Source organism: Streptomyces sp. NBC_01224, from assembly GCF_036002945.1.
Taxonomy (GTDB): Bacteria; Actinomycetota; Actinomycetes; order Streptomycetales; family Streptomycetaceae; genus Streptomyces.
In genome coordinates, this window is the sequence record NZ_CP108529.1 from 1,214,764 (window position 1) to 1,239,648 (window position 24,885).

Genomic DNA, 24,885 nt, shown 5'->3' on the forward strand with positions numbered 1-24,885 from the left:
GGCCCCGGAGCGACGGGAGTACGCATCCCGGTCCGGCTCCGATCGACCTCGTGCGCCTGCGCCGCCTGCTCGGCGCACCGGAGCTGGCGTGGCTCGTCGAGCGGATCCGGCGACGGCTCGAACGCGAGGAACCCCTCACCGGCTCGGTGTCCCTCGCCGATCCCGACGACGCAGGGCGTGGCGCGGTCGAGCGGCTGTTGGGCAGGGCGCCTCGTCGCGGTCGGTCCCTCTCCGTACGGCTGGAGGCGGTGGACCACGTCCTGCGCCGTTCCGGCATCAGCCCCGACGGTCTCGCGGCGGCCGTACGCGCACTGACCGGCCCCGTAGTGCCGGTGCGGGCCGAGCGGGACGAGAAGGCGCGGGCCTGGGCCGAGGCGTATGCCCCGCTCGACGCTCTGGTGACGCGCCGCCCCGACCTGGCGAAGTGGGCTGACCGGATGCGGGGCGAGGGGCTCGTACGACGCCTGGCTCCTGAGCCACGACTGGCCGCGGCCCTGCTCGCCGACACGGCGTCCGCCCTGGACGGCCTGCCCGTCGAACCGGCCATGTCCCTCCCGGCTTTCGCGGCGCGTGCACTGGGCAACGCACACGCCCTGGACGACGGCACCGCCCTCGCCACGCTCGTACTGTCCGCCCTGCGACGGCTCAGCGGCCGGCCACCGGGCAGCGGTGCGCAGTGGCGACGGGAGACCTGGGCCTCGGCGGGACTGGTCAGAGACGAGTTGTCGTCGACGGTCCTCGCCCTGAACGTGCGCGGCACACCGGCTCTCGACCTGCACGCCGACGCGGGTGAACCCGTCGTGCTGACGCTGCGCCAGCTCACCCGTCACCCCTCATCGCCGCGCACGCGGCCGACCACCGTAAGGATCTGCGAAAACCCGGCGGTCGTGGCCGCTGCGGCCGACGCCCACGGCACGGGCTGCGCCCCACTGATCTGTCTGCAGGGCCAGCCGTCAGCCGCCGCGCTCGCCCTGCTGGGCACGCTCCACGCGCATGGCTCGACGCTGCTCTACCACGGCGACTTCGACTGGGGCGGACTGCGGATCGCGTCGACGCTGCTGCGGCATGTGGCCTGGCGGCCATGGCGGTACACGGCCACCGAATACCGTACGGCCGTGGGCCGCACCACGCCGCTCGCCCCGCTCACCGGCCGGCCCGTCGACTCCCCGTGGGACCCCGGACTGCGCCCTGCGCTCGTCGAACTGGGGGTACGTGTCGAGGAGGAGTCCGTCCTCGACGATCTCCTCACCGATCTCCTCGACGGTCCGTCCACGAGGAACGGCAGGGCGGGCGCTCAGTAGTTCGCCCCGACGTGGGCCGCCGATGGAGACAGCGGGAACCGTGCGTACGCCTCCACGGCCGTCCTGCGAACACATCGCCGGCCCCCGGTCGTGCCCACGGTTTCGGCCGTGGAACGGGCTCGGCGCGCGTACGACGTCATCCCGGTGTGGTGCTCAAGGAGGTCGCATCCGGCAAGCCCTCCGCCGAGGTCGGCCACTGGACGGCAGCACGGGCTCGTGGGCGAGGCGTGGCCCCCGAGCCCTGGAAATTCTCACCGTCCGTCCCTCGACGCCTTCCGAGCCGATGGCCTGGAACGCCCCTCCGAGGCGGAACACGGTGTCCGGCGCCGTCCGGTGCCACGAGGGGCCTGCGTCACCTCATCTACGATCAACCGCGTGTGCGCAAACGTCATAGTCGCCGAAGACGACGAGAAACAGGCCGAACTTGTACGCCGCTATCTGGAACACGAGGGCCACGCGGTCACGGTCGTCGGGGACGGCCTGGCTGCCCTTGCCGAGGTCCGGCACCGGGAGCCCGATCTGCTGGTGCTCGATGTGATGATGCCGCGGGCCGACGGTCTGGACGTGGTACGTGTGCTGCGCGCCGAGCACCGGGAGCTGCCGGTGCTGATGCTGACGGCCCGCAGCACGGAGGACGATCTGCTGCTGGGTCTGGATCTCGGTGCGGACGACTATGTGACGAAGCCGTACAGTCCGCGTGAGTTGATGGCGCGCGTACGGACGCTGCTTCGTCGCACCCGGCAGGTTGCGGCAGGTACCGATCCCGCCGCGGATCAGGTACTGACGGTGGGTGCGCTCGTGGTCGATCCGGTCCGGCACGAGGTGTCGGTCGAGGGCCGGTTCGTGGAGTGCACGCCCGGTGAGTTCCGGATTCTCGCCGCCATGGCGGCCGAGCCCGAGCGGGTCTTCACCCGGCAGCGGCTCCTGGAGGAGCTGCACGGCTTCGACCGGTACATCAGCTTTCGCACCGTCGACGTGCACATCATGAACCTGCGCAAGAAGATCGAGCCCGCACCGCGTCGGCCGGCCCGGCTGCTCACCGTCTTCGGTGTCGGCTACAAGCTGACGGACCCGGCGAGGAATGCTTCGCGTGCGTCGTCGTAGCCGGGTGCGTGGTGTGCCCCTTCGACGTGAGCAGCGGGCGCGGCTGCCGCTCCGCAAGAGTCTGTTCGGCCGTCTGCTGGCGGTATCGGCGCTGGTGGCGGCGTGTTCGGTGGCCGCCACGGCCTGGCTTGCCGTACAGACCACCTCCGGCGCCATCAAGCAGGAACAGGGTCAGAACCTCACCGCCGACGCCCGGATCTACAACACCCTGCTCGGATACGCGGCGGCTCACCCCACCTGGGACGGCGTCGACAGCACCGTGCACGACCTGGCGCGGCAGTCCGGTCGGCGGATCGCCCTCACCACCGAGCAGCGCCGTCCACTCGCCGATTCCGCCACCCGGCCGTCCCCGCCCGCCCTGCCGCCCGAGGCATCGGCGATCGTGGATCCGCTGTCCGTGGACACGGCGCTGTCCCAGACGGTGGGCCGGGCCGGCGTCACGGCCGACCGTGTCGACCCGCGAGCAGTCGGTCCGTTCCGGCTGCCCGCGGCCGAGCGTACGGCGTTGCAGCGTGCCGCCGACCGGAGTGTGGCGTGCCTGAATCGGTCCGGGGTCGCGGCAGATGTGGTCCAGGGCCCGAGTGGGCGCCCGCGCATCGAGGTCGTGGGCAACGATCCCGACCGGGTGCAGGGCACCAGGTGCGCATCCGACAAATTGGATGAACCGACAGCGACCGAGCGGAAGGCGCTGGGGGCGCTCAATCAGCTCGCCGATGCCTGCCTGAAACGTCAGGGCCGCACCGGCGTGCGGCTCAATCCGGATCTGTCCTGGGGCGACGGTCCCAAGCCGATGCCCAGCGCCGGCGTCTCCGCCCGAACGCCCGCCCCCGCGCCGAGCGTCCGCACCGGCGACGACGACCGGGCCACCGCATCCTGCGTGGGCACGGCCCGCCGTGAGCAGCTCAGTTCCTATGTCGCCTCGCCCGCACTGCTGTTCATCGGCGACGAGGGCGGCACGACCGTGCCCGGCTTCGACCTCTCCCCGGCGAACACCGCGAAGATCGCGGGTGCCGCGGCGCTCGTCCTGGCGCTCACCGTCGGAGCCACCATGCTGGCCGGGGCCCGGCTCGTACGGCCGCTGCACGCCCTCACCGGTGCGGCACAACGGATGCGGGACGGGGAGGACTCCGCGCCGGTGCTGGTCACCGACGACAACGAGATCGGGCGGCTCGCCGCGGCCTTCAACGACATGTCGGCCCACCGTGCCCGCCTCGAAGGACAGCGCAAGGACATGGTCAGCGACGTCGCCCACGAACTACGCACCCCGCTGAGCAACATCCGCGGCTGGCTGGAGGCAGCGCAGGACGGTCTGGCGGAGCCCGACCCGGCGTTCATCTCCTCGCTCCACACGGAGGCCGTTCAGCTGCAGCACATCATCGACGATCTCCAGGATCTGGCCGCGGCCGACGCGGGTGCGCTGCGGTTGCACCCCGAGCCGGTACGCATCGAGGACGTTCTGGGACAGGTCGCCGCGGCCCACCAGGGGCGGGCGGAGACGGCTGGGGTCACGTTGACCGTCCTCACGGCGACGGCCGGCGCTCCCAGTCCCGAGCTGACGGCCGATCCGGTCCGGCTGCATCAGGCCATCGGCAACCTCGTCTCCAACGCGGTGCGTCACACTCCGGCCGGTGGAAATGTCACATTGCATGCGCACGGGTCAGCGTGCGCGGACCAGGTCGTGGTGGACGTCACGGATACGGGCAGCGGCATCCCTGCCGAAGATCTGCCCCATGTCTTCGACCGCTTCTGGCGCGCGGAGAAGTCCCGCAGCCGCCGCACCGGCGGCAGCGGGCTGGGCCTGGCGATCGTACGGAAACTCGTCGAGGCGCACGGCGGCTCGGTGAGTGCCGTGAGCGTCGAGGGGCAGGGTTCGGTGTTCACGCTCCGGCTGCCGGCAGATCATGCACGGACGGGGTCGGACGAATGGGGAGAGGCTGGTGGGTCGGGCGAGTCCCAAGGAGCCTCGACGGGCCTGCCGGGGAGCGTGGCAGGCGGCTGCGAGCGCGAGAGCGGCGCGGGCGGACCCGAGCCTGCCGTGGGCGGCCGTGGAAGCGGTGCGGGCCAGGCCTGATGCGATGACCACAGCGATCTGACAGCTTCTTCATAACTTCACGCCAGCCTGTCGGCATGCCTTGTGCCCGGTGCGAACCGGCTTCCGGGCACCACCGAGGCCGACCTGGAATGGAGCCATGCCCATGCCCCACCGTCTGTCCCTGCGTACCGCCCTTCTTGCCGCTGTCGCGGCCGGCGCGGTACTCGTCCCGTCGACCGCGGCCTTCGCCGACAGCACGCCCGCACCGAAGCCGTCCGTCGAGCCGTCCGCCGCAGCCGCCCCGGCCGGTACCACCACCGCGCCCACGCGGGGCACGGAGCCGTCGGTTGCGCCCCGTGGCGGTGTCGCCGCAGGCGACAGTCCCGCCCCGGCCGTGGTCGAGCGTCCGGCCGCGGACAAGCGTTCCGCGGCCGCCGCTCCGCGCGGTGGCGTCGCCGCGGGCGAGCGACCGGCCGGGACCTCGGGCGGCAGCACCACCGCCCTTGCCGGGTCGGCCGCAGCCGCTCTTCTGGTCGCGGGAGCGGGAACGGTCGTGCTGCGCCGCCGCTCCGCCGCCCAGCAGGGCCGCTGAACTGCCGCTGCGTCAACCACGTCACGGCAACCGACATGCACGGCAATGTGACCGCGCGCGACAACTGACCGTGCACAGCAGTTGACCTTCCCTCGTGGCGCCGCCCGGTCCCGGGCGGCGCCACTGCCATCTCCGTCCCGTTCTGGAGCCCCCATGTCCCGTACAACCATGTCGCTTTGGCATGCCACACTTCCGGTGCTCGCCTGTCTCGCTCTCACCGGCTGCTCCTCCGGCGCCGTGGATGCCTCGTCCGCCGCATCACACGCCGGCGCGAGTTCATCCAGCGTCCCGGGCTCTCTCAACTCTCCCAAGGACACGGGGCCCGAGGGGACGCAGAAGCCCGAGAAGTCCGGGAAGCCGAAGTCCGCGGCAAGCCCCACCCATGTCAGCATCCCTTCGATCGGGGTGAACAGCTCGCTGATGCGGCTCGGTCTGAACGAGGACGGCACCGTCCAGGTCCCGCCCGCCGAGAAGGGCATGACGGTCGGCTGGTACACCGGTGGCGCCGTCCCCGGCGAGCGTGGCGCCGCGGTCCTCATCGGCCACAACGACACCCGCTTCGGGAAGGCCGTTTTCCACGATCTGAAGAAGATCGGCAAGGGTGCGGACATCGCGATCCGCAACGACCGGGGAGCGGAGATCCACTTCAGGGTCACCGGCACGGAGACCGTCAGCAAGAAGGCCTTCCCGACCAAGAGGGTCTACGGCGCCACCGACGAGCGAGTCCTGCGCCTCATCACCTGCGACGGCGCCTTCGACGCACAGGGCCACCCCGTGGACAATCTCATCGTGTACGCCGCCCGGAGCTGACGGCGACCGCGACCGCCTCCCCCGGCGCGTCGTCGACGCTCTGCGCTGCCGTGTCCCGGCCCACCGGGCGGCCCGGCCACCAGAAGGCGGGGCCGACGCGAGGGTCGCGCGGTGCAACGTCCCCGGCGACGTCACACCCACCAATGACCGTGCGAGGTCGGAGAGGAGACCCTCGGGCGCGCTCTGCCAAGAGTCTCACGGGTACCCGCGTCGTGTATCCAGGAGAATGGACACGTGCGCTATCAGATACTCGGCCCCGCCCGTGCCTACCGCGAGGACGGAACCCCTGTCACCGTCGGCGGGGCCCGGCTGCGCGCGCTGCTCACCGTCCTCGCCCTGCGGCCGGGGCACAGCATCCCGGCAGCCGTCCTCGTCGACGCGGTGTGGGTGGGCGCGCCCCCCGCCGACGCGGCCGGTGCCCTCCATGCACTGGTGGGCCGGCTGCGCAGGGCCCTCGGCCCCGCAACGGTGACCTCGGCCGACGGCGGGTACGCGCTGTGCGCAGCTCCGGCCGACGTCGACGCCCACCGTTTCGAGCGGCTGGCCGACGACGGCACGCGTGCCCTGGCCGCAGGCAACCCGGCCGCCGCCTTCGCCCTCCTCAACGACGCCCTCGCACTGTGGCCGGGCGGCCCCGCCCTCGCCGACCTGCCCGAGCACAGCGCCGAGGCCGGCCGGCTCGGCATCCGGCTGTTCGCGGCCCGCCGGGGGCGGCTCGGTGCGCTGCTGGCGCTCGGGCGGGCCGAGGAGGCCCTGCCCGAGCTCACCGCTCTGTGCGACGAACACCCGCTGGACGAACCCCTGCAGGCCCTGCGGCTGCGCGCGCTGCGGGCCACCGGCCGTACAGCTGAGGCACTCGACGCGTACGAGACGCTGCGCCGCGACCTGACCGACCGTCTGGGCACCGATCCGGGTGACGAACTGCGTTGCTTGCACGGCGAGTTGCTCGCTCTGCCCACTGAACAGGCCGCTTTCGGGGAACCCGCGGCGGCCGACGGGAACCTGCGGGCCCGCCTGACCAGCTTCGTCGGGCGCCAGGACGACATCGCGGCCATCGGGGCCGATCTCATGCACGCGCGACTGGTCACGCTGCTCGGGCCCGGCGGTGCCGGCAAGACACGGCTGTCGATGGAGGCAGCCGAGGCGACCGGCGCCGGCCGGCGCTGGCCGGACGGAGTGTGGCTTGCAGAACTCGCCCCCGTGGACGACCCGTCGACGCTGCCCGAGGTCGTGCTCACCGCGCTCGGCGCCCGCCAGACCGTACTGCCCGGCGCGAAGACGGAGGAACTGCGCGCCGTCGACCGCGGCAACTGGGATGCCCCACTGGTCCGGCTGACCGAGCACTGCGGCGGACGCCGGATGCTCCTGCTGCTCGACAACTGCGAGCACGTCGTGGAGGCGGCGGCCCGGCTCACCGAGGAAGTACTGGCCCGGTGCCCAGGGGTGACCGTCCTGGCCACCAGCCGTGAGCCCCTCGGGGTGCCGGGCGAGGTGCTGCGCCGGGTGGAGCCGCTGCCCGGCCCGATGGCCCTGCGGCTCTTCGCCGAACGCGGGGCCGCCGCACGTCCCGATTTCCGGCCCGAGGACGATCCGGAGGCCGCGGCCGAGATCTGCCGTCGGCTGGACGGACTGCCACTCGCCATCGAACTGGCAGCCGCCCGGCTGCGGATACTCACCTCCCGGCAGATCGCGGACCGGCTCGACGACCGGTTCCTGCTGCTCACCGGCGGAGCCAGGACCGCACTGCCCCGGCAACAGACCCTGCGTGCGGTCGTCGACTGGTCCTGGGACCTGCTCGGTGCCGAAGAGCGCGCGGCCCTGTGCGCGCTGTCCGTGTTCACCGGCGACTGCGACCTGCCGGCGGTCGAAGCGGTCTGCGGGCCCGGCGCCCTGGGCCTGCTCGGCTCACTCGTCGACAAGTCGCTGGTCGTGGCCACAGCCCCGACCGCCACCGGGACCGGCATGCGCTACCGATTGCTGGAAACGATCGGCGAATACGCCGCCGAGCGGCTGGACGAGTCGGGGAGACGGACCGGGGTGGAGCGCCGCCACCTCGTCCATTTCCGCGAACTGGCCCGCCGTACCGACCCGCTGCTGCGCGGGGACGGCCAGCGGGCGGCGATCGCGGTCTTCCAGAACGAGTACGAAAACCTGCGAGCCGCCCTGCGCCGGGCAGTGGCCGCCGAGGAGGAGCACGAGGCGCTCTGTCTTGTCCACGCCCTCGCCTGGTACTGGCAGATCCGTGATCTGCGGGCCGACGCCAGACACTGGTCCGGGGCCGTCGCGGCGCTGGGCCCCGACCCCTTCGCCGCCCCGGTCGCACCCGCCCCGCCACTGTACGAGCGGTGCACCGACGCCCCTCCGCCGATGAGTCCGGATCTGCTCGTCGAGGCGCGGCGCGGCGTCCGGCTCATCCATCTCTCGTCCATGAGCCACGAGCTCGACAAGTGGATCACGCCCGAGGCGGTGGAGTACTGCGGCAGGATCGTCGAGGTCTACCGGTCGGGTGTGCCGCAGACCTGCCGCACACCCGGGGTGCTGTGGATACACGCGGTCATGCTGACCAGCGAGCCGGGCCGCCTGCTGGAGCTCATCGACCGAGCCGTCGAGTCCTGCCGTTCGCTGGGTGACGACTGGGATCTGGCCTCCACCCTCCAACTGCGGGCGAACATGCTGGCCAACCGGGGCGACAAGGCGGACGAGGCGGCCCGGGACGCCGATGAGAGCCTGGCGCTGTTCACCCGGCTCGGCGATTCCTGGGGTGCGGCAGAGGCACTGTCCGTGCGGGGCGAATCCTACGAGCGCTCCGGTGACAACGCCGGTGCGGCGAGGGACTTCCGGGCCGCGATCCGCCATGCGCAGCAACTGGGCGCACTCTCTCAGGTCGCTCTGCTCAGGACCCGGCTGGCCGGCGTCATGACGGAGCCGGGGCAGGGCACGGAGGCCGAAGCGGTGCTGCGTGAGGTCCTCGCCGAGGCCGACCGGCACAGTCACATGGTCGGACCCGCCGCGCGGATGACACTGGCCGTCTGGCTGAACCGCACCGGCCGCACCGAGGATGCGCGTGCCGAACTGGAGCGGCTGCTCGGTACGTTCAGGTATTCTAGCCTCGCGACGTTCGAGGGGCTCGTGCACGGACTGCTGGCCTGGACGGCCAACCTGGACGGCCGGTACGCGGACGCACTCAGCCGGGCGCGGGAAGCGCTGGCCCGGGCACGGGACCCGCTGGGCACGCTGGTCGCTCCGCAGATGCCGGCGGTACACCTGATGACCATGGCCCGCGCGCTGGCCGGGCTGGGAGGCACGGTCCGAGTCGCGAACGCGGCCCGGCTGCTGGGAGCGGCCGACGCCCTGCTGCCCCCCGGCTACTGTCCCGCCGCGCAGGAGCGCGCATCGCACGAGGACGCCGAGGCGGCGGTCCGGGCCGGCCTGACGGACGCCGCCTACGAGGCCTTGTACGCCGAGGGAGGCCGCCTCACGGTGGACGAGGCAGCCTCCTTGGCGGCGGTGTGAACCGCCCGGCCGGCCCGGGTACCGGGCTCAGGTCCTGCGGCGGAACTTGGCGACGGCGAGCGGTGCGGTGATCAAAGTGATTGCCGCCGCCCAGGCCAGTGTCATCGCGGCGGAGTGGGCGACCGGCCCGCCGCTGATCAGTCCGCGGGCCGCGTCCGCGAGGTTGGACAGCGGGTTGTAGTCGGTGAACGCCTGCAGCCAGCCCGGCATCGAGGACGGCGGGGCGAAGATGGACGACCCGAACTGCAGCGGCATCAGCACCAGCATCGCCATGCCCTGGACGGTCTGCGTGGTCTTCATCGTGAGTCCCAGCAGGATGAAGATCCACATCAATGACGAACCGAACACCGCGGACAGCCCCACGGACGCAAGCAGCCCGAGCACCGAGGTCTTGATCTCCAGACCGAGCAGGAAGCCCACGCCCAGCAGGATGGCGATGGCGATCAGCATCCGGCCGAGCTCCACCACGATCTTCGCGATCAGCACCGAGGACCGGGCGATCGGCATCGTCCGGAACCGGTCCATGACCCCCTTGCGGAAGTCTTCGTTGACGCCGCTGCCGACGGCCATGGCGATGTTCATGCCCAGCATCGCCATGAGGCCCGGTACGACGTAGTTGACGTACGCGTCGCGGTCGCCGCCCAGCGCTTGACCAACCGAACCACCGAAGACGAACACGAACAGCAGGGTGAAGATGACCGGCATCAGCACGACGTCGAACATCGACCCGGGGTCCTGCTTGATCTGCATGACGTTGCGCCGGGTGAGGGCGCCGATGTGCCGGAGGTTCGCTCGCAGGCCGATCCGGCTCTCGTCAGCGGGGCCGTGCTCCGGAGCGGACGTCGGGGCGGTGGACGAAGAACGGGAAAGCGTCGCTGTGCTCATGCCGCGACCTCCTCGGGAACGGTGCCGGACGCCCGGTCCGCGGACTCGTCGGGCGGGGCGGAGGTGGACTTCTGTCCGGTGATGGCCAGGAACACCTCGTCCAGGCTGGGCAGATGGGTGCCGATGTACGAGATGCCGAAGCCTCGCGTGCCCAACAGAGCGATCACCGCGTTCAGTTGCTCGTCGTGGCGGATCGGGACGTACAGCAGGCCGTCCTGCGGGACGGACTGCGCGCCGGCGATCCCGTCCAGTCCGGCCTCGGTGACCGCCCGCGCCATGGCGGAGAGCTGCGCCGGTTCGGACGGCCGGATCTTGAGCATCCGGCCGCCGACCTTGGCTTTCAGCTCGTCCACTCCGCCGGTGGCGATGACCCTGCCCCGGTCGATGACCGCCAGCTCGCTCGCAAGCTGTTCGGCCTCCTCCATGTACTGGGTGGTGAGCAGGACGGTGACGCCCTCGCCGACCATCCGCTGGACCTCCGCCCACACTTCGTTGCGCGTGCGGGGGTCGAGGCCGGTGGTCGGCTCGTCCAGGTAGAGGATCGCGGGCTGCCCGATCATGGACGCCGCGAGGTCCAGTCGGCGCCGCATGCCGCCGGAATACTGCACAACAGGCCTTTTGGCAGCTTCTGTCAGGGAGAATCGCTCCAGCATCTCCTCGGAGCGCTGCCGGGCGTCCTTGCGGGACAGGTCCAGCAGCCGCCCGATCATGTAGAGGTTCTCCCAGCCGGACAGTTTCTCGTCCACCGAGGCGTACTGTCCGGTCAGGCCGATGATGCGGCGCAGTTGGCGCGGGTTCTTCACCACGTCGCAGCCGGCGACCCGCGCCGTGCCCGCATCGGGCCGCTCCAGAGTGGACAGGCAGCGGACCAGCGTCGTCTTGCCGGCGCCGTTGGGGCCCAGGACTCCGAGGACGGTGCCTTCGCGGACGTCGAGATCCACTCCGTCCAGTGCTTTGGTCTCGCCGTAGTGCTTGACCAGTCCCCGCACCTGGACGGCCGGCCGGCCGCCGTCGGGGTTCTTGTCGATTCGCGTCATGTCTTCATGAGATCAAGCTCCGCTGACAAACACCCGACACGATTCCTACAGGCGGCCGACGGCCCGCCGACCGGGGCGTCGCGGCAGGCCACCGGTCCGGTGCTGGCGCCGGCCGCGTCCCGCTGACGAACCGAAGTCTCAGCGGTGCGGGCTCCGTACCTGCTCACCGATGCGGCGGTTCACACCCCCTGGCCGACTCGTCCAGCCGGAAGAAGGCTCGGTAGAGGTCGAGCTGGTGGTCGAGCATGTGGGCACCGTGAAGGACGGGATGGCCCAGCGCCGCAGCACTCCTCAGCAGGGCGGTTTCCCTCGGCTTCATGATCACGTCCGCTACCACGCACCGCGGGGCGAGGGCCCGCAGGGAAAACGGCTGCGGATCGTCGGCCCGCATGCCCAGCGGGGTCGCGTTGACCACGATGTCCGCCTCGTCGAGTGCGGGTTTCGCCTCGCCCGTCGCACGACCGGGCCAGTGCTCCTCCAGGCGTGCGAGGAGCCCGTGGAGCTTGGCCACGTCCGGGTCGCAGAGCGTCAGTTGTGCTGCGCCCGCGGACAGCAGCGCCGCCGCTATCGCACTGCCGGCACCACCGGCGCCCATCAGGACGATCCGCTTCCCCGCGGGAAGATGGCCGGCTTCGATCAGTCCGCGAACGAAACCGATGCCGTCGAAGTTCTCTCCCCTCCAGCGGCCGTCCGGTTCGCGGCGCAGCGCGTTGACGGCCCCGGCCGCTGCGGCCGCCGGGCTCACCTCGTCCGCCAGGCGCAGGGCTGCCGCCTTGTGCGGAATGGTGACGAGGATTCCGTCCAGGTTCTTCGTCTGCGTGAGCCCGTGGAAGACCCTGGCGAAGGCGACCGGTTCCACGTGCACGGGGAGCAGCACCGCATCGATGCCGAGGCGGGCGAAAAGAGGGTTCAGGAGCGACGGTGCCCGCACTTGTTCGACAGGGTCACCGAGGACGGCGTAGAGCCTCGTGCTTCCTGAGATCCGCGTCGGTGCAGAGACGTCGGGAACTACGGGTTCCATTCCTTGCCTTCCGTGAACAGTTGGTCCCCCCTAGCCGGGAGGTTAGGGGTTGTGCGCGATCGCCGGGGACGGGAAGGGTGATGGAGGCATTCGGCCGGGCGGGATCTCGCTCCGGCCCGTGACTCGAAAGGATGTCAGGTGACCGCGCATCTCACCGACCCCAGCCTGTGGATCCGGCGGTTCCACCCCTCCGAGAACGCCGGGGCCAGGCTTGTGTGCCTACCGCATGCCGGGGGGTCCGCGCCGTTCTACTTCCCTGTTTCCAAGGCACTGTCGCCCGGTGTCGATGTGCTCTCCGTGCAGTACCCGGGGCGCCAGGACCGGCGTGCGGAGCCGTGCATCGAGGATCTGCCCGAGCTGGCCGACGCGGTGGTCGATCAGGTGCTTGCGTGGGCGGACCGGCCGCTGGCGTTGTTCGGGCACAGCATGGGAGCCACGCTTGGCTTCGAGGTCGCGCTGCGGCTGGAGCAGAAGGGCGTGATGCCGCTCGTGCTGTTCGCGTCCGGGCGGCGTGCGCCCTGCCGGCACCGGGACGAGTCCGTTCATCTCCGTGACGACGACGGCATGATCGAGGAGCTGCGGTCGCTCAACGGCACCGGGGCCCAGGTGTTCGGCGACGAGGAGCTGATGCGTATGGTGCTGCCCGCCATCCGCAGCGACTACAAGGCGGCCGAGACCTACCGCTACACCGGCGGGCCGCGCCTCGCGGCCCCTGTTCACGCCCACACGGGCACCGATGATCCCAAGGCGAGCGTGGATGAGGTCCGCTCGTGGGCCGAGCACACCGAGGGTGAGTTCGAGCTGAACACCTACACCGGGGGTCACTTCTACCTCAACGACCATGCGCCGCAGGTCATCGCTTCGGTCTCCCGGACGATCTCGTCGCTGTTGCCCTGACGGTCCGGCGGGCGCGGTCCCCGGCCCGGCCGGCGTCTGCAGGCAGGACGTCGTCGGCCTGGAAGCCGGGGCGTGTACGAGGGGTTCCCCGCCGTCGGCCCCGACGGCGGGGAACCCGGACCTGCGGGCCGTGCCGAATCCGGTGGCCCTGCCCGTAGCCGTCATCGCACCCCCGCCTCGCACCCGCCCACCGCATGCGGCCATGTGGGGCCGTTTCTCATGGCGGTGTGGTGGCGTCCTGCCCAGAGGAAGGACGCCATCGCTGATCCACCGCGGTGCCTACTCCGCGAGCTGTGTGGCCCCGACCCAGGTGAAGACACGCAGGGGGACGCCGTCGTGCAGTTCGCTCCCCGCCGTGGGCTCGAAGTGCTCGTACCGGTTGCCCCGAAGCAGCTTCAACTTTTCGTCCAGCTGCTCCACGTAGCAAATGCGCTGCTCTTCGGAGAGATAGGTGGAAGGTCCACCCCGGAGAATCACATTGGGCTCGAAGATGCTCATGCGGTCACTACTCCTCGGCTGCTGTCACGGTTTCGGTCAAGGGAGTCCGCCGCGGCCGGTACAGCGATTGCGGTGACCACAAGGCCATTCCCGACGATCCAACGGCCGGCAAATCCCCTGGGGGCATTATGAATATCGCGTATACCCTGCGGAAGGATCCGTGCAGAAAATGTTCCGTTCACCGGGTCGATCTCGATGAGAGCGTCATCGAATTCAAGTGACCGATGCGTGAGCGGGAACCATGTTTTATATACGCTTTCCTTGGCACTGAAAAGCATTCTGTCCCAGTACACACCGGGAAAGCTACGAAGGAGTTCCTTCGTCATGGTCTCTTCCCGGGGAAGCGCCACGGCCTCAAGGACGCCGTCCGGCAGTTGCTGGTTGGGCTCCGCATCGATGCCGAGCGAGGCGATCCCCGCGGCCCGGGCGACCGCCGCCGCCCGGTAGCCGCGGCAGTGCGTGATGCTCCCCCGCACCTGGTCGGGCCAGACCGGCTCCCCCTTTTCGCCCGACAGGATGGGCCGGTCAGAGGGGAATCCGAGGCGCGCAAGCGCATTTCGGGCACAATGACGCCCCGTGGTGAATTCGCGGCGCCTCGAATCGATGGAGTTGCGCACCAGGGCCTCCTCCTCGGGAAGAAGGACGACACCCGGCGGGTCCTCGAATACTTCGTGCGAAGCGACTTCCGCCGCGAGCATCTGCTCAATCATCGCCTTCACCCATTCCGGGCCGGTGGTCGTCCGATAACCACAGGGAAGGATTTCGTGAAGCATATTTCTCCTCCGTCGGCGACGGCACCCCTATGTTCGGTCCTTCACCCCTGTTTGTCTGCCGACCCCCCTGCATTCATGCGAATCCGAGTCACGGGTGCGGGAGTGTGGTTCATGCTGCGGCCGTGGCGGCCTGCGTGCGGACGGACGACGAGGAGCGAGGACATGCCCCAGGAACACCGGCGGATCGAGGTGCCGCTGGGTGCGCGGTCGTACTCCGTGCACATCGGCCCCGGCGTGCGGCACACGCTGCCCGAGGTGGTGGCCGGGCTGGGCGCGGCGCGGGTCGTCATCGCGTCCGCGCGGCCCGAAGCCTGGGTGCCGGATCCGGGTGTGCCCTCGCTGACACTGGCGGCGAAGGACGGCGAGGACGACAAGACCCTGGCGACGGTGGAGGAACTGTGCCGCCGGTTCGCCGAGTTCGGACTGACCAGGACGGACGCGGTGGTCTCCTGCGGAGGCGGTACGACCACCGATTCGGTGGGCCTGGCGGCGGCGCTCTACCACCGCGGTGTTCCGGTGATCCATCTGCCGACGTCGCTGCTGGCCCAGGTGGACGCGAGCGTCGGCGGGAAGACCGCGGTGAATCTGCCGCAGGGGAAGAACCTGGTCGGGGCGTACTGGCAGCCGAAGGCCGTGCTCTGCGACACCGACTACCTGGACACCTTGCCGCCCCGGGAGTGGCTGAACGGCTATGGCGAGATCGCCAGATGCCACTTCATCGGAGCGGGTGACCTGCGCGGCCTGTCGCTGCACGAGCAGATCGCTGCGAGTGTGGCCCTGAAGGCGTCCGTCGTCGCCGCCGACGAGCGGGATTCGGGGATGCGGCACATCCTCAACTACGGCCACACGCTGGGTCACGCCCTGGAGCGGGCGACCGACTACGCCGTCCGGCACGGCGAGGGCGTCGCCATCGGCACCGTGTTCGCCGGACTGCTGGCCGGAGCGCTGGGCCGTATCGACGGCGCGCGGGTGGCGGAACACCACCAGGTCGTGGCGAGTTACTCGCTGCCCACCGAGCTGCCGGCCGGGCTGGCGCCGGACCGCCTCATCGCTCTGATGAGGCTGGACAAGAAGGCCACCACCGGCCTGTCGTTCGTCCTGGACGGGCCGCGGGGACCGGAGCTGGTGCACGACGTCCCCGAGCTCACGGTCGCCGAGACCCTCGCCACCATGGCATCCGTTCCCCCTGACCACATCACACCCACCGACGGCACGAAGGGTGCATCGTGAGCACACTGCTTCTCCTCAACGGCCCCAACCTGGGCATCCTCGGACAGCGTGAACCGGACGTCTACGGGAAGGCGACGCTGGCCGACATCGAGCGCTCCGTGGCCGGGGAGGTGAGAACGCGGGGCTGGGAGGTGGTTTCGATCCAGCGTGAATCCGAGGGCGAACTGATCCATGCGATACAGGACAGCTACGACACGGTCGGCGCGATCGTCAACCCCGGCGCACTGATGATCGCCGGCTGGAGTCTGCGCGACGCGCTGGCCAACTATCCGCAACCGTGGGTGGAGGTGCATCTCTCCAATGTCTGGGCGCGGGAACAGTTCCGGCACGAGTCGGTCATCGCGCCCCTGGCCAGCGGGGTCATCGTCGGTATGGGGGCGCTCGGCTACCAGCTGGCGGCGCGCGCCCTGCTGACGCTGACGCAGGAGTGAGTGCCCCGTCCGGGCGGAGGCTCACGGTCCCCCGGGGGGAGGGACCGGTGCCTGCCTGAACGCCCGGACGGGAGTACGGGGCAAACCCGGCAGTCAGCTTTCGGCGGGCCGGCCGAGGCGGGTCGACAGGCGTTTGCCGTACGCCTTGCTGAACTGCACGATCACGATGAGCAGCAGCGTGAGCAGACCAGCGCCCAGCAGCGGAACGCTGTCGACGGGCAGGGTGTACGCCATGACCACCCGGGCCACCGCGTCGATCATGAAGGCCGTTCCCCAGGCGATGGTCAGCACCCGCATGGCCCGACGGAACTCAGGCACGTTCTCCCAGTCCTCACGCCAGGCCGCCGAGGTGGCCTCGGGGAGCAGGGGCATGGTCGCCTGGTAGATGAAGGGCCGCGAGGCCAGCAGCGTGCTGAGCATCCAGAGCCCGACCAGGGCCGTCAGATAGCTTTCCCGGGCCAGGACGAGCCGGGGGTCTCCCGTCAGCAGCGACACCAGTGAGGCGCTGAGCACGATGCTCAGGGAGAACAGGGTGGGCCGCTCCACCCGCCGGTCCTTGATCAACCGGTAGACCATCCGCACTACAGGAAGAACGCTGCTGAGTACGAGCGCGAGCCACTGGTTCACACCCATCAGCCGGAGCCCGTAGAAGAGCAGGAGCGGCAGGGCGATGTCCAAGGCCGCCACCTCGATGAGGGCGGTACGTGGGCTGCGGCCGGTCCGTTCCGGCTGCTCGTCATTCTCCGGGAGCGTGATGGGCTCCGGTTCCGGCCCTTCCTGAGCCTGAAGCGCTGGCTTCACGACAGCCTCCTCTCCTTGCTGCTTCGGGTCCTGCCGTGCTGTGTTCATCGACGACGCTACGCACCTGCGGAGGTCTGCGGAATGCAGTCGGGAGCACAGTCGGGGTGCAGAAAACTGCACCTGCCCGCAGGAGTGCGCGCATGACAGACTGTGGATCACACGAGCTGCCGGGAGGTGCGATGACCAACGGAGAACGGCCCTTTGGCACTTCCCGGCGGCACGGTCACTGGCTCGCCCCGGTCCGGGGGGTCGCGCTGGCCGCGCTCGGTACGGCCGGTGTGCTGCTCGTCGTACCCATGGCTCTGGCCCTCCTGTTCGGCGCGGTGGAAACGGTGCTCCGGTTCCGCCGGCTGCCCGGACTGCGCCGCCGGCTGGCCGCCTCCTGGTCACAGGTGGAGATCGCCGATCCGTATGTTCCTCATGCCTCGGAGTCCCGGGCGAGGGAAGGTGGGCTGTACCGCTACGGCACGCGTCTGTACGCCTCCGGCCGTACGGCCCGGCGTAAGCATGGTGCTCGGAAGATCATCCGGGACCCGGCGACCGCGCGCGATCTGTGGTGGCTGCTGCTGGACCCGTTCGTCGGGGCTCCGATGGCTGTGCTGCCCGCCGCTCTGATCGGTGCCGGTCTGGCGGGTGTCATTTCGCCCCTGTGGCACACAGGGCCCGGCACCGTACTTGTGCCGGGCCTGGGCCTGGCTTCGGTGTCGGCCGGTTTCGCGGCAGGGCCGCCGATGATCCGGGTGCACGGGTACTGGACGAGACTGCTCCTGAGCGGTGGCGGGCCGGCGACGGGCGGCGGGACCCGGTGGCGGGTCCGGTCGTGGCGGCGGGTCCAGACGGTGGGGGCGGCCTTCCTGCTGTGCGGGCTCGCGGTGTGCGGGCTCGTCCTCGCCGTGCTCCAGCTGATCACCGCGGCGCTCTCCTTGGTTTTCGGGCTCGTTCCCGTTTTCGCCCAGGTGGTTCTGGTGAGCCGCAAGCTGGTGAACCTGTGGCGGGAGCTGTTGCGCAACGGGGGCCTGGCGGACATCGCGGAGCCGTACCGGCAACAGCCGCCCGCCCCTGTCCAGGGCGCCGATGGGCACTATGTGTACGGCCGTACGCTGCACCCCGGCCCGCTGCTGCCGACGTGGCTGGCCGCCCGCCGGTGGGTGTTAACCGACCCCGCGACCTGGCGCGACCTTCTGTGGCTCCTGACCAATCCGGTCGTGGCGGCGGTCCTGCTGCTCGGACCGGTGGCGCCGGTCTTCGCCATCGGGCTGTGGTGGCCCGGCCCGGTCGGCATCGCCGCGGCCCTGCTCGCGTCGGGTGCAGCCCTCTGGGTCACCCCGTACACGCTGCGGGCTCAGGCGCGCTGGTGCGCGCTGCTGCTGGCGCCCACCGAACGGTCCGCGCTCGCCCGGCGCGTGCAGCAGCTGACCACGACGCGGGCGGAGGCGACGGGTGTGCAGGCGGCGGAGCTGCTGAGGATCGAACGCGATCTGCATGACGGCGCCCAGACCCGGCTCGTCGCCATCGGAATGAGCCTGCGCGCGATCGAGCAGCGCCTCGGCAGTCAGCAGCCCGAGCTCCGGGCGATGGCCGCCGAGGCGCGGGAGAACTCCGCCGCGGCACTCCGCGATCTGCGCGGTCTGGTACGTGGTGTGCATCCGCCGGTCCTGGCCGAACGGGGGCTCGTCGACGCCGTGCGAACGCTGGCGCTGGCGCATCCGCTGACGGTCGAGGTGACCGCCGACCTCCAGGGGCAGGCAGAGGTGCCCGTGGCCGCCTGCGCTTACTTCTCCGTGAGCGAGGCACTCACCAACAGTGCGAAGCACTCTGGCGCCCAGCGCGTTCTGATCGACCTCCGCCACCGGGCGGGGGCACTGCGGATCACGGTGACCGACGACGGATGCGGCGGCGCCGATCCCGCACGCGGCAGCGGGATCCGGGGCATCCAGCGACGCCTGGCCACTTTTGACGGTCTGCTCGACGTGGCCTCGCCTCCGGGCGGCCCGACCACTTTGACGATGGAGCTCCCGTGCGTGTTGTCCTCGGCGAGGACCAGTATCTCCTCAGGAAAGGACTGACCCATCTGCTGGAGGACTACGGCTTCGAACTCGCCGCCGTGGTCGACAACGGCCCCGACCTGCTCAGCGCCCTGCTCCGGCACCGGCCGGACGTGGCCCTGGTCGACGTACGGCTGCCGCCGACGTTCACGGACGAAGGGCTCCAGGCGGCGCTGACCGCCCGCCGGGCGGTTCCCGGGCTCCCCGTACTGGTGCTGTCCCAGCATGTGGAGCAGTTGTACGCACGGGAGTTGCTGGCGGACGGCCGCGGCGGCATCGGTTATCTACTCAAGGACCGTGTCTTCGACGACGACACGTTCATCGACTCGGTGCGCCGTGTTGCTTCCGGCGGCACGGCCATGGACCCTGAAGTGATCAGTCAGTTGTTCCAGTCGATGGGGCCGTCACAGGCACAGCCGCTGGCCGCACTGACGGTGCGTGAGAGAGAGGTGCTGGCGCTCATGGCGGAGGGCAGGTCGAACGCGGCGATCGCGGAGCGGATGTCGCTCAGCGACAGCGCCGTGAGCAAGCACGCGGCCAGCATCTTCGCCAAGCTGGACCTGGTGCAGTCCACCAGTGACAACAGGCGAGTGCTGGCCGTCATCGCGTACCTCAACAGCTCACGCGAGTAGGAGAAGCGGGGTGAGTGGGGGCGGGGTGTCGGAAATCAGCAGGCCGGGCTGGTGACGTCGAACTCGAGCTCGACGGGAAGGTCCGTCCTGCGCTTGACCCGCAGCTTCCGGAAGACCTTGGTGAGGTGCTGCTCCACCGTGCTGACGGTGATGTGCAGCTTGCGGGAGATCTCACGATTCGTGTAGCCGAGCGAGGCCAGCGCGGCAACCCGGCGCTCGGAGAGGGTCAGCACGTCGGCGGCCGACGCGGCCTCGTCCACCGGCCGGGACCAGGTGTCGGCCTGCGCAGGATGCAGCACGATCGGCTCCTCCGGGCGGGTGAGTGCGGGATCCTGCACCCGCTGCACCCCGCTCTCCCTGGCCAGCCGCCCCGCACGCCGCGAAATCATCTGTGCCTTGCCGAACTCACCCATGCTCTCGTGGGCGCAGCTGAGGTCGAAGAGCGCCTGGGTGAGGGTCAGCCGGTCACCGCATGCCTGGAGGACCTCGACGGACTCCTTCAGGAGACTCAGCCGGCCACGATGACTTGCCGTGCCCGCCAGGACCCGCAAGGAGGCGCCGTACGTCCGCGAGGTGCGCGAACCGATGTGCGACATCTGCTCCTTGGTGAGCGCGCGCGCCTGCTCGTGATCGCCCAGCCGGAGAAGGACCTCGGCGGAGTCGGTCCGCCACGGTACGAACGCCGGGGAATCGAGCTGCCATAAGGTCATCAGCTCACCGCAGTAGCTGAAATCCGCGAGCGCCGCCTGCAGCCGGTCGGTCGCCAGGTAGTAGCGGCCCCGGGCGCGCAGATACGTCAGGCCGTACCGGGTCTGGAACATGGCCGCGGGCACCGGCTCCCGCAGGTACTTATGGGCGTTGTCGAAGTCGCCCCGGGCGGTGACGGCCTGGACGAGGGTGCCCAGCGTGGCCCCCACGCCGACACCCCAGCCCTCCACGCCAATCAGCGTCAGCGCCCCGACCGCGCACCGCTCGGCCTGGACCAGGTCGCCCTCCCGCAGGGCGATCTCAGCCCGCAGCCCGGACAGGACCGCTTGCCACGTCACCACACCGCGGGAGCCGGCTTCGGCGAGCAGCGTGTCGCACCAGCGCCCCGCCAGGAGAGGCTGCTCCGCGTAGATGAGCGTCTGGAGGGCCGAGCAGACGGATTCGAGCGTCGTGTCGCTCAACTGGGTGCTCTGCAGGATCTGCTCGGCCACCCTGATGCACCGCTCGTCCCCGCCGGTGCTCTCCCCGAGGACCGAACTGAGTACGGCCGACGCCTGTGCCTGCTGGCCCGGCGGCGTGGTCGCGCTGTCGAAGAGGTGGTCGCTCTCACCCGATCCGTGCGGGATGAACTGGGGGTAGGCGTGTCTGAGCAGGTTGCGCGCACCGGTCAGGACGGCGCTCGGCGCTTCGTTCGCGGACGGCCTGATGCGGGACAGATGCGTGATGAGTTCCTTGCCGTCCTGGATACGCCCGTGCCACATGAGGACGCGCAGCAGGTAGGCAGTCTGCTCCACGTCGAGGTGGCCTTCGCGCTGCGCCTGGAGCAGCGGTGACAGGTGGCGGGCGGCGCCTGTCGGGTCACTGCGCCACTTGGTCCGGACGAGCAGCATCCGCAGCAGGGCACGCTGCCGCTCTTCGGTACACACGGAGAGGGCGAACTCTATGTATCTGATCGCCGGTTCTTCGTCGTCGGCGGCCAGTGACTCCTCCGCGGCCCGTTGGAGTACCGCTATGGCCCAGTCCGCGCTCACGTGCTTGGCCGCCACCAGGTGGTCCGCGACGTCGGTGACGCTGCCGCCGCCGTCGCTCAGCAACTGAGCGGCACGCGTGTGCAGTTCCGCCAGCATGTGCGGGGCGAGGTCGTCGTAGACAGCCGCACGGGTGAGCCGGTGCCGGAACCGGCCGTCATGGATGATCCCCAGCGTTTGCAGTGACTGCAGAACACGGCGGAGCGCCTCCGGGCCGCGGCCGAGCAGCTCCGCGATCCTGTTCGTCGATCCGGTGGCGTCGAGTACGGCCAGACCCCTGGCGGCCTCGAGTTCGTCCGGGCCGCTGCGGCGCAGGCAGGTCAGGACGGCCTGCCGGAAACTCTCACCGATCGACGAGCCGCCTGCCCGGCCCGGCAGCTCCCCCGAGTCCGCGTGGTCCTCGATGAGGGCCCGTACCAGTAGCCGGTTGCCGCCGGTCATTTGGTGGGCTTCCGGCGCATGATGTGCCGCGCTCTGGCCGAGGTGCTGCGAGCACATCTCGCTGACGCCGTCCGCCGTCAGGGGTGCCAGACGTATCCTGTGGAACTGTGTCTGGCGGACCAGCTCGATCCGGAAGGCGGGGTGCACCGACCAGTCGCCCGACGATTCGGCGAGTACGAGCAGGATGCGGGAGGACCGCAGTCGGTTGACCAGGCGCATCACGCAGTCCATCGACGGCTCGTCCGAGTGGTGCACGTCGTCGACGACGACGACCAGCGGTGCCTGTCCGGCCAGATCGAGCAGCGTGGCCACCGCCGTGCGGGAGATCTCGGACGCGGTGCCTGTGGCGATGAGTTCCGTGACAGGTCCTGCCTGCTCCGGCAGGCAGTCGAGCAACTGGCGAAGCACGGCGAAGGGCACGGACCGGTCGGTTCTCGTCGCGGTCGCGTTCAGGAGCAGGGCTCCCTCGTCGGCGCACAAATCGGCGAACGATCGCAGTAGCTCGGTTTTGCCGCTGGCCACCGGCCCACTGACCAGTCCTATCTTTCCGTGCCCCTTGAAAGTGGTGTTCAGAAGATTCTGGAGCAGTTGCAGCTCACGCTCACGTTCCACAAGTGCCACTGGCACGATCATCCCCCATTGTGACCGTTTACATGAATCAAGAGGAGGGGCGGCACATCGCCAAAGGCTCAAAACCATGCCTTACCCCGTGACTACCCCGTCCGGTATGGACGCCACTTGACGCCACATCAGTTATTACCAAGGGCTACTACCAGCCACTGGAACCCCTCTCCAATTGGAACACTAGCTCCACCCCCCTCCCCCTGCAAACCCCTACTCAAAGTCCACAGCGTCCCTTCGCGCGCGTTCCGCTTTGCCTCCACCTCCCATCCGAAGCCCCGTCAAATCGCAGGCAGAAAGCTCAAATTAACCTCAAATGTCAAGCTCAGAGCCCTCGCGGGCCACTCATGCCGCCTCCGCCGGGCATAGGGGTATCCCTCGCACGACATAGGGAATCGGGCTCCGGACCCGACGGCGCTCCACCGCGGGAAGTGCAAAAGACCCCGGAGGGCGGTTCGCGATTTTTTGAGTGACTCTGCCGTCGTCCGAGCGTGCGGATGCGAGCGGAATCTGCCGCTCCGCGGCCTCGGTCCACGGGGCGGGGTGAGTGAACGCAAACCGTGTCCGAGCGCCTCACCGGACGAGCGGGGGTCGTCGATCGAGCCGGTGATCACTGCTCGGGAAGAAGCGGAAGAACCGGCGCCGCCCGGTCGGCGGTCACCGGGGCACCACGCGGTGCGGGAGATCGTGAACGCGATCCCCCACCAGGGCCATACGGACTACCAGCGGACCTGCCTCCCATACGACCTCCCCGCGAAGATCGCGGCGTACCACTGCTTCGCCGCGCGGCGGGACGACGGGACCGACCGGGTCGTCCATGAACTCCTGCGCTGCCGGGCCCGGGAGAGGGGCCCGCTCGGCACCGGCGTCGAGACCGTCGAACGGCCGCCGTAGTCCGACGGTGCGGCCCAGGGCGCGCGGCCGGCCCACCGGGCATCGGTGGCTCCTGCGCGGCCGGTGATGCGGTGGCCGGCCCCGATGGCGGGATTCCTCCGCCCGGTCGCGGCACACAGGCGCACCGGCGCGCCGCGGCACGCAGGGGGTTTCAGCCATCCGCGGCCCGCCGCACGCCCCGGCCATGTCCGCGCGCGGCCCCCTCGCACGGCGCCCGGTTGCCCGGTGCACTTCGCGGTAGCAAGCAGCGCCAAGGGTTGAGCCATTGAAAGTGAGCGGAGGTCCCGGATACGGACGCCCGAAGGGAGCCTCCGGTCCCGGAAATCAGCTGCGGAGCATCTCTGCCATAAGAAAAGCCAACTCCACCGATTGTTGTTCATTCAACCGAGGGTCGCATTTATTCCGGTAGCGGCCGGTCGGTTCCGTGTCGGAAATATCCTGCGCGCCCGTTGTTTCGAAATGTACACCGCCCAGGTGGGTCCCCAGTTCACGATGCACTTCGATGTATCCCCGCACCTCGTCGACGACGCGCGGGAAGGAGCATGTGCTGCGGCCGGCCGCCGGCTCGTGGGGGGTGCCGTGCATCGGGTCGCAGCTCCACACCACCTGGTGACCGGACGCCGTCACCTTTTCCACGATGGGCGGGAGCACCTCACGGACCCGGTCGCTGCCCATCCGGCTGATCAGAGTGAGCCTGCCCGGCCGGAAGTGCGGATCGAGTCTCCTCACGTACTCCACGACCTCCTCGGGTGCCGTCGTCGGTCCGATCGTGAGGCAGACCGGATTGGCCAGCAGCTCGGCGAGCGCGATGTGCGAATCGTCCGGCTGCCGGGCCTGCTCGCCGATCCGGAACTGGTGCGCGGACAGGGTCCACAGCCGTGACTCGTCCGCGGACTCCTCCAGGAACAGGTGCGGGGTCTCGTAGGCGAGCAGCAGCGGCTCGTGGCTCACGAACACCTTTGTGGTCCGCAGGGGGCGGTCGTCGACCCCCCAGGCGGCCATGAACCTCAGGCCGCGGTCGATCTCGGCGGAGAGCGCCCCGAATCGGCTTCCCCCCGCGGTGTCGCGTACGAACTCCCTGTTCCACTGCTGTACTTGACGCACGTCAGCAATGCCGTTCTCGCCGCTCATCGCCCGGATCACGTTCATCGTCACCGCTGCGTCCGCGTAGGCCCGGTCCCATCCGGCGTGGCCCGGCGCGGGGTGCCGGGCGGCCAGCCGGGCGATCTTGACTACGGGCATCCTGGCGGCGTGGGACAGTACGACCGACATCTGCAGCAGAGTGCGGACGAGGCCGCCCAGGCGCTGCTCGCTGAACGGCTGCGCGCAGGTGCTGCCCTGGAGGACGAAGGCCTCTCCTCGGGCGACCGCGGCCATGCGCTTGCCGAGGTCGTCGATCTCGGCCGGCAGGACAAGTGGGGGCAGACCGGCGAGCGTTGTCCGCTCCTTGTCCGGCCGCATCGACGGCGTGGCTCCCGGTCCGAGTCCGAGGAGGTCGGACGGCTCGTTCGTCATGGTCCCTCGTGCTCATTGGTTCACTGGGTGTGCCCGGTGGCCGTTGTGTCCTCGATCGCGGGCGGGATCGCACGCG

At 70.1% G+C, this 24,885-nt stretch carries 20 protein-coding genes; 12 read left to right on the top strand and 8 right to left on the bottom strand.

Annotation, left to right across the window (positions count from 1 at the left end; all coding sequences use genetic code 11):
• The first annotated feature begins 50 nt into the window (after positions 1 to 50).
• The 6 genes from OG609_RS05340 (at position 51) to OG609_RS05365 (ending at position 9,352) form a co-directional block, all read left to right on the top strand.
• Positions 51 to 1,301: a TIGR02679 family protein gene (locus OG609_RS05340; RefSeq protein WP_327271717.1), complete on the top strand. Its 1,251-nt coding sequence runs from the start codon at positions 51 to 53 to the stop codon at positions 1,299 to 1,301.
• A 375-nt stretch (positions 1,302 to 1,676) separates the two neighbouring features.
• Positions 1,677 to 2,405, top strand: a complete 729-nt coding sequence (locus tag OG609_RS05345) for a response regulator transcription factor (protein WP_327271718.1) — start codon at positions 1,677 to 1,679, stop codon at positions 2,403 to 2,405.
• Positions 2,383 to 4,476 carry a HAMP domain-containing sensor histidine kinase gene (locus tag OG609_RS05350; RefSeq protein ID WP_327271719.1) on the top strand — a complete coding sequence of 698 codons (2,094 nt, stop codon included), beginning with the start codon at positions 2,383 to 2,385 and terminating at the stop codon, positions 4,474 to 4,476. Before OG609_RS05345 ends, OG609_RS05350 begins: the two co-directional genes overlap by 23 nt.
• A 124-nt stretch (positions 4,477 to 4,600) precedes the next feature.
• Entirely contained in the window at positions 4,601 to 5,029 is a 429-nt protein-coding gene (locus tag OG609_RS05355) for a hypothetical protein (protein WP_327271720.1), read from the top strand.
• A gap of 153 nt (positions 5,030 to 5,182) precedes the next feature.
• On the top strand, positions 5,183 to 5,839 hold the full coding sequence (locus tag OG609_RS05360) for a class F sortase (protein WP_327271721.1): 657 nt from the start codon (positions 5,183 to 5,185) through the stop codon (positions 5,837 to 5,839).
• Between the two features lie 234 nt (positions 5,840 to 6,073).
• A complete protein-coding gene (locus tag OG609_RS05365; protein ID WP_327271722.1) occupies positions 6,074 to 9,352 on the top strand; it encodes a BTAD domain-containing putative transcriptional regulator in 3,279 nt (1,092 codons plus the stop codon).
• 27 nt (positions 9,353 to 9,379) lie between these two features.
• Here OG609_RS05365 and OG609_RS05370 read toward each other — a convergent pair whose 3' ends face one another.
• The 3 genes from OG609_RS05370 to OG609_RS05380 form a co-directional block, all read right to left on the bottom strand.
• Complete coding sequence (locus OG609_RS05370; RefSeq protein WP_327271724.1) at positions 9,380 to 10,237, bottom strand: ABC transporter permease; 858 nt, start codon at positions 10,235 to 10,237, stop codon at positions 9,380 to 9,382.
• The gene (locus OG609_RS05375; RefSeq protein ID WP_327271725.1) at positions 10,234 to 11,274 is read right to left on the bottom strand and encodes an ATP-binding cassette domain-containing protein; all 1,041 of its coding nucleotides are present in this window, start codon (positions 11,272 to 11,274) and stop codon (positions 10,234 to 10,236) included. Before OG609_RS05375 ends, OG609_RS05370 begins: the two co-directional genes overlap by 4 nt.
• 163 nt (positions 11,275 to 11,437) lie before the next feature.
• Positions 11,438 to 12,295: a shikimate dehydrogenase family protein gene (locus OG609_RS05380; RefSeq protein ID WP_327271726.1), complete on the bottom strand. Its 858-nt coding sequence runs from the start codon at positions 12,293 to 12,295 to the stop codon at positions 11,438 to 11,440.
• Positions 12,296 to 12,433: 138 nt separating this feature from the next.
• Here OG609_RS05380 and OG609_RS05385 point away from each other — a divergent pair, with 138 nt between their 5' ends.
• Positions 12,434 to 13,192: a thioesterase II family protein gene (locus OG609_RS05385; RefSeq protein ID WP_327271727.1), complete on the top strand. Its 759-nt coding sequence runs from the start codon at positions 12,434 to 12,436 to the stop codon at positions 13,190 to 13,192.
• A 279-nt stretch (positions 13,193 to 13,471) separates the two neighbouring features.
• Here OG609_RS05385 and OG609_RS05390 read toward each other — a convergent pair whose 3' ends face one another.
• Positions 13,472 to 13,690, bottom strand: coding sequence for a DUF5988 family protein (locus tag OG609_RS05390; RefSeq protein WP_327271728.1), 219 nt, complete (start codon positions 13,688 to 13,690; stop codon positions 13,472 to 13,474).
• Positions 13,687 to 14,463 (bottom strand): 4'-phosphopantetheinyl transferase family protein, encoded by a 777-nt coding sequence (locus OG609_RS05395; RefSeq protein ID WP_327271729.1) that lies wholly within the window; start codon positions 14,461 to 14,463, stop codon positions 13,687 to 13,689. The genes OG609_RS05390 and OG609_RS05395 overlap by 4 nt, the downstream gene beginning before the upstream one ends.
• A 162-nt stretch (positions 14,464 to 14,625) precedes the next feature.
• Here OG609_RS05395 and OG609_RS05400 point away from each other — a divergent pair, with 162 nt between their 5' ends.
• Together OG609_RS05400 and OG609_RS05405 are read left to right on the top strand one after the other, a co-directional pair.
• Entirely contained in the window at positions 14,626 to 15,693 is a 1,068-nt protein-coding gene (locus OG609_RS05400) for a 3-dehydroquinate synthase family protein (RefSeq protein WP_327271730.1), read from the top strand.
• The gene (locus OG609_RS05405) at positions 15,690 to 16,124 is read left to right on the top strand and encodes a type II 3-dehydroquinate dehydratase (RefSeq protein WP_327271731.1); all 435 of its coding nucleotides are present in this window, start codon (positions 15,690 to 15,692) and stop codon (positions 16,122 to 16,124) included. Before OG609_RS05400 ends, OG609_RS05405 begins: the two co-directional genes overlap by 4 nt.
• Positions 16,125 to 16,217: 93 nt before the next feature.
• On the opposite strand, the gene OG609_RS05410 is transcribed toward OG609_RS05405, so the two are convergent.
• Positions 16,218 to 16,925, bottom strand: coding sequence for a VC0807 family protein (locus OG609_RS05410; RefSeq protein WP_327271732.1), 708 nt, complete (start codon positions 16,923 to 16,925; stop codon positions 16,218 to 16,220).
• Positions 16,926 to 17,104: 179 nt separating this feature from the next.
• Here OG609_RS05410 and OG609_RS05415 point away from each other — a divergent pair, with 179 nt between their 5' ends.
• Positions 17,105 to 18,991 (top strand): sensor histidine kinase, encoded by a 1,887-nt coding sequence (locus OG609_RS05415; protein ID WP_327271733.1) that lies wholly within the window; start codon positions 17,105 to 17,107, stop codon positions 18,989 to 18,991.
• A complete protein-coding gene (locus OG609_RS05420) occupies positions 18,943 to 19,602 on the top strand; it encodes a response regulator transcription factor (RefSeq protein WP_327271734.1) in 660 nt (219 codons plus the stop codon). The genes OG609_RS05415 and OG609_RS05420 overlap by 49 nt, the downstream gene beginning before the upstream one ends.
• A gap of 35 nt (positions 19,603 to 19,637) precedes the next feature.
• Here the strand turns inward: OG609_RS05420 and OG609_RS05425 are convergent, their stop codons facing one another.
• Complete coding sequence (locus OG609_RS05425) at positions 19,638 to 22,400, bottom strand: helix-turn-helix transcriptional regulator (protein WP_327271735.1); 2,763 nt, start codon at positions 22,398 to 22,400, stop codon at positions 19,638 to 19,640.
• A gap of 687 nt (positions 22,401 to 23,087) precedes the next feature.
• Here OG609_RS05425 and OG609_RS05430 point away from each other — a divergent pair.
• Entirely contained in the window at positions 23,088 to 23,294 is a 207-nt protein-coding gene (locus OG609_RS05430; protein WP_327271736.1) for a hypothetical protein, read from the top strand.
• A 324-nt stretch (positions 23,295 to 23,618) separates the two neighbouring features.
• Here OG609_RS05430 and OG609_RS05435 read toward each other — a convergent pair whose 3' ends face one another.
• On the bottom strand, positions 23,619 to 24,809 hold the full coding sequence (locus OG609_RS05435; RefSeq protein ID WP_327271737.1) for a 3-deoxy-7-phosphoheptulonate synthase: 1,191 nt from the start codon (positions 24,807 to 24,809) through the stop codon (positions 23,619 to 23,621).
• Positions 24,810 to 24,885 lie beyond the last annotated feature (76 nt).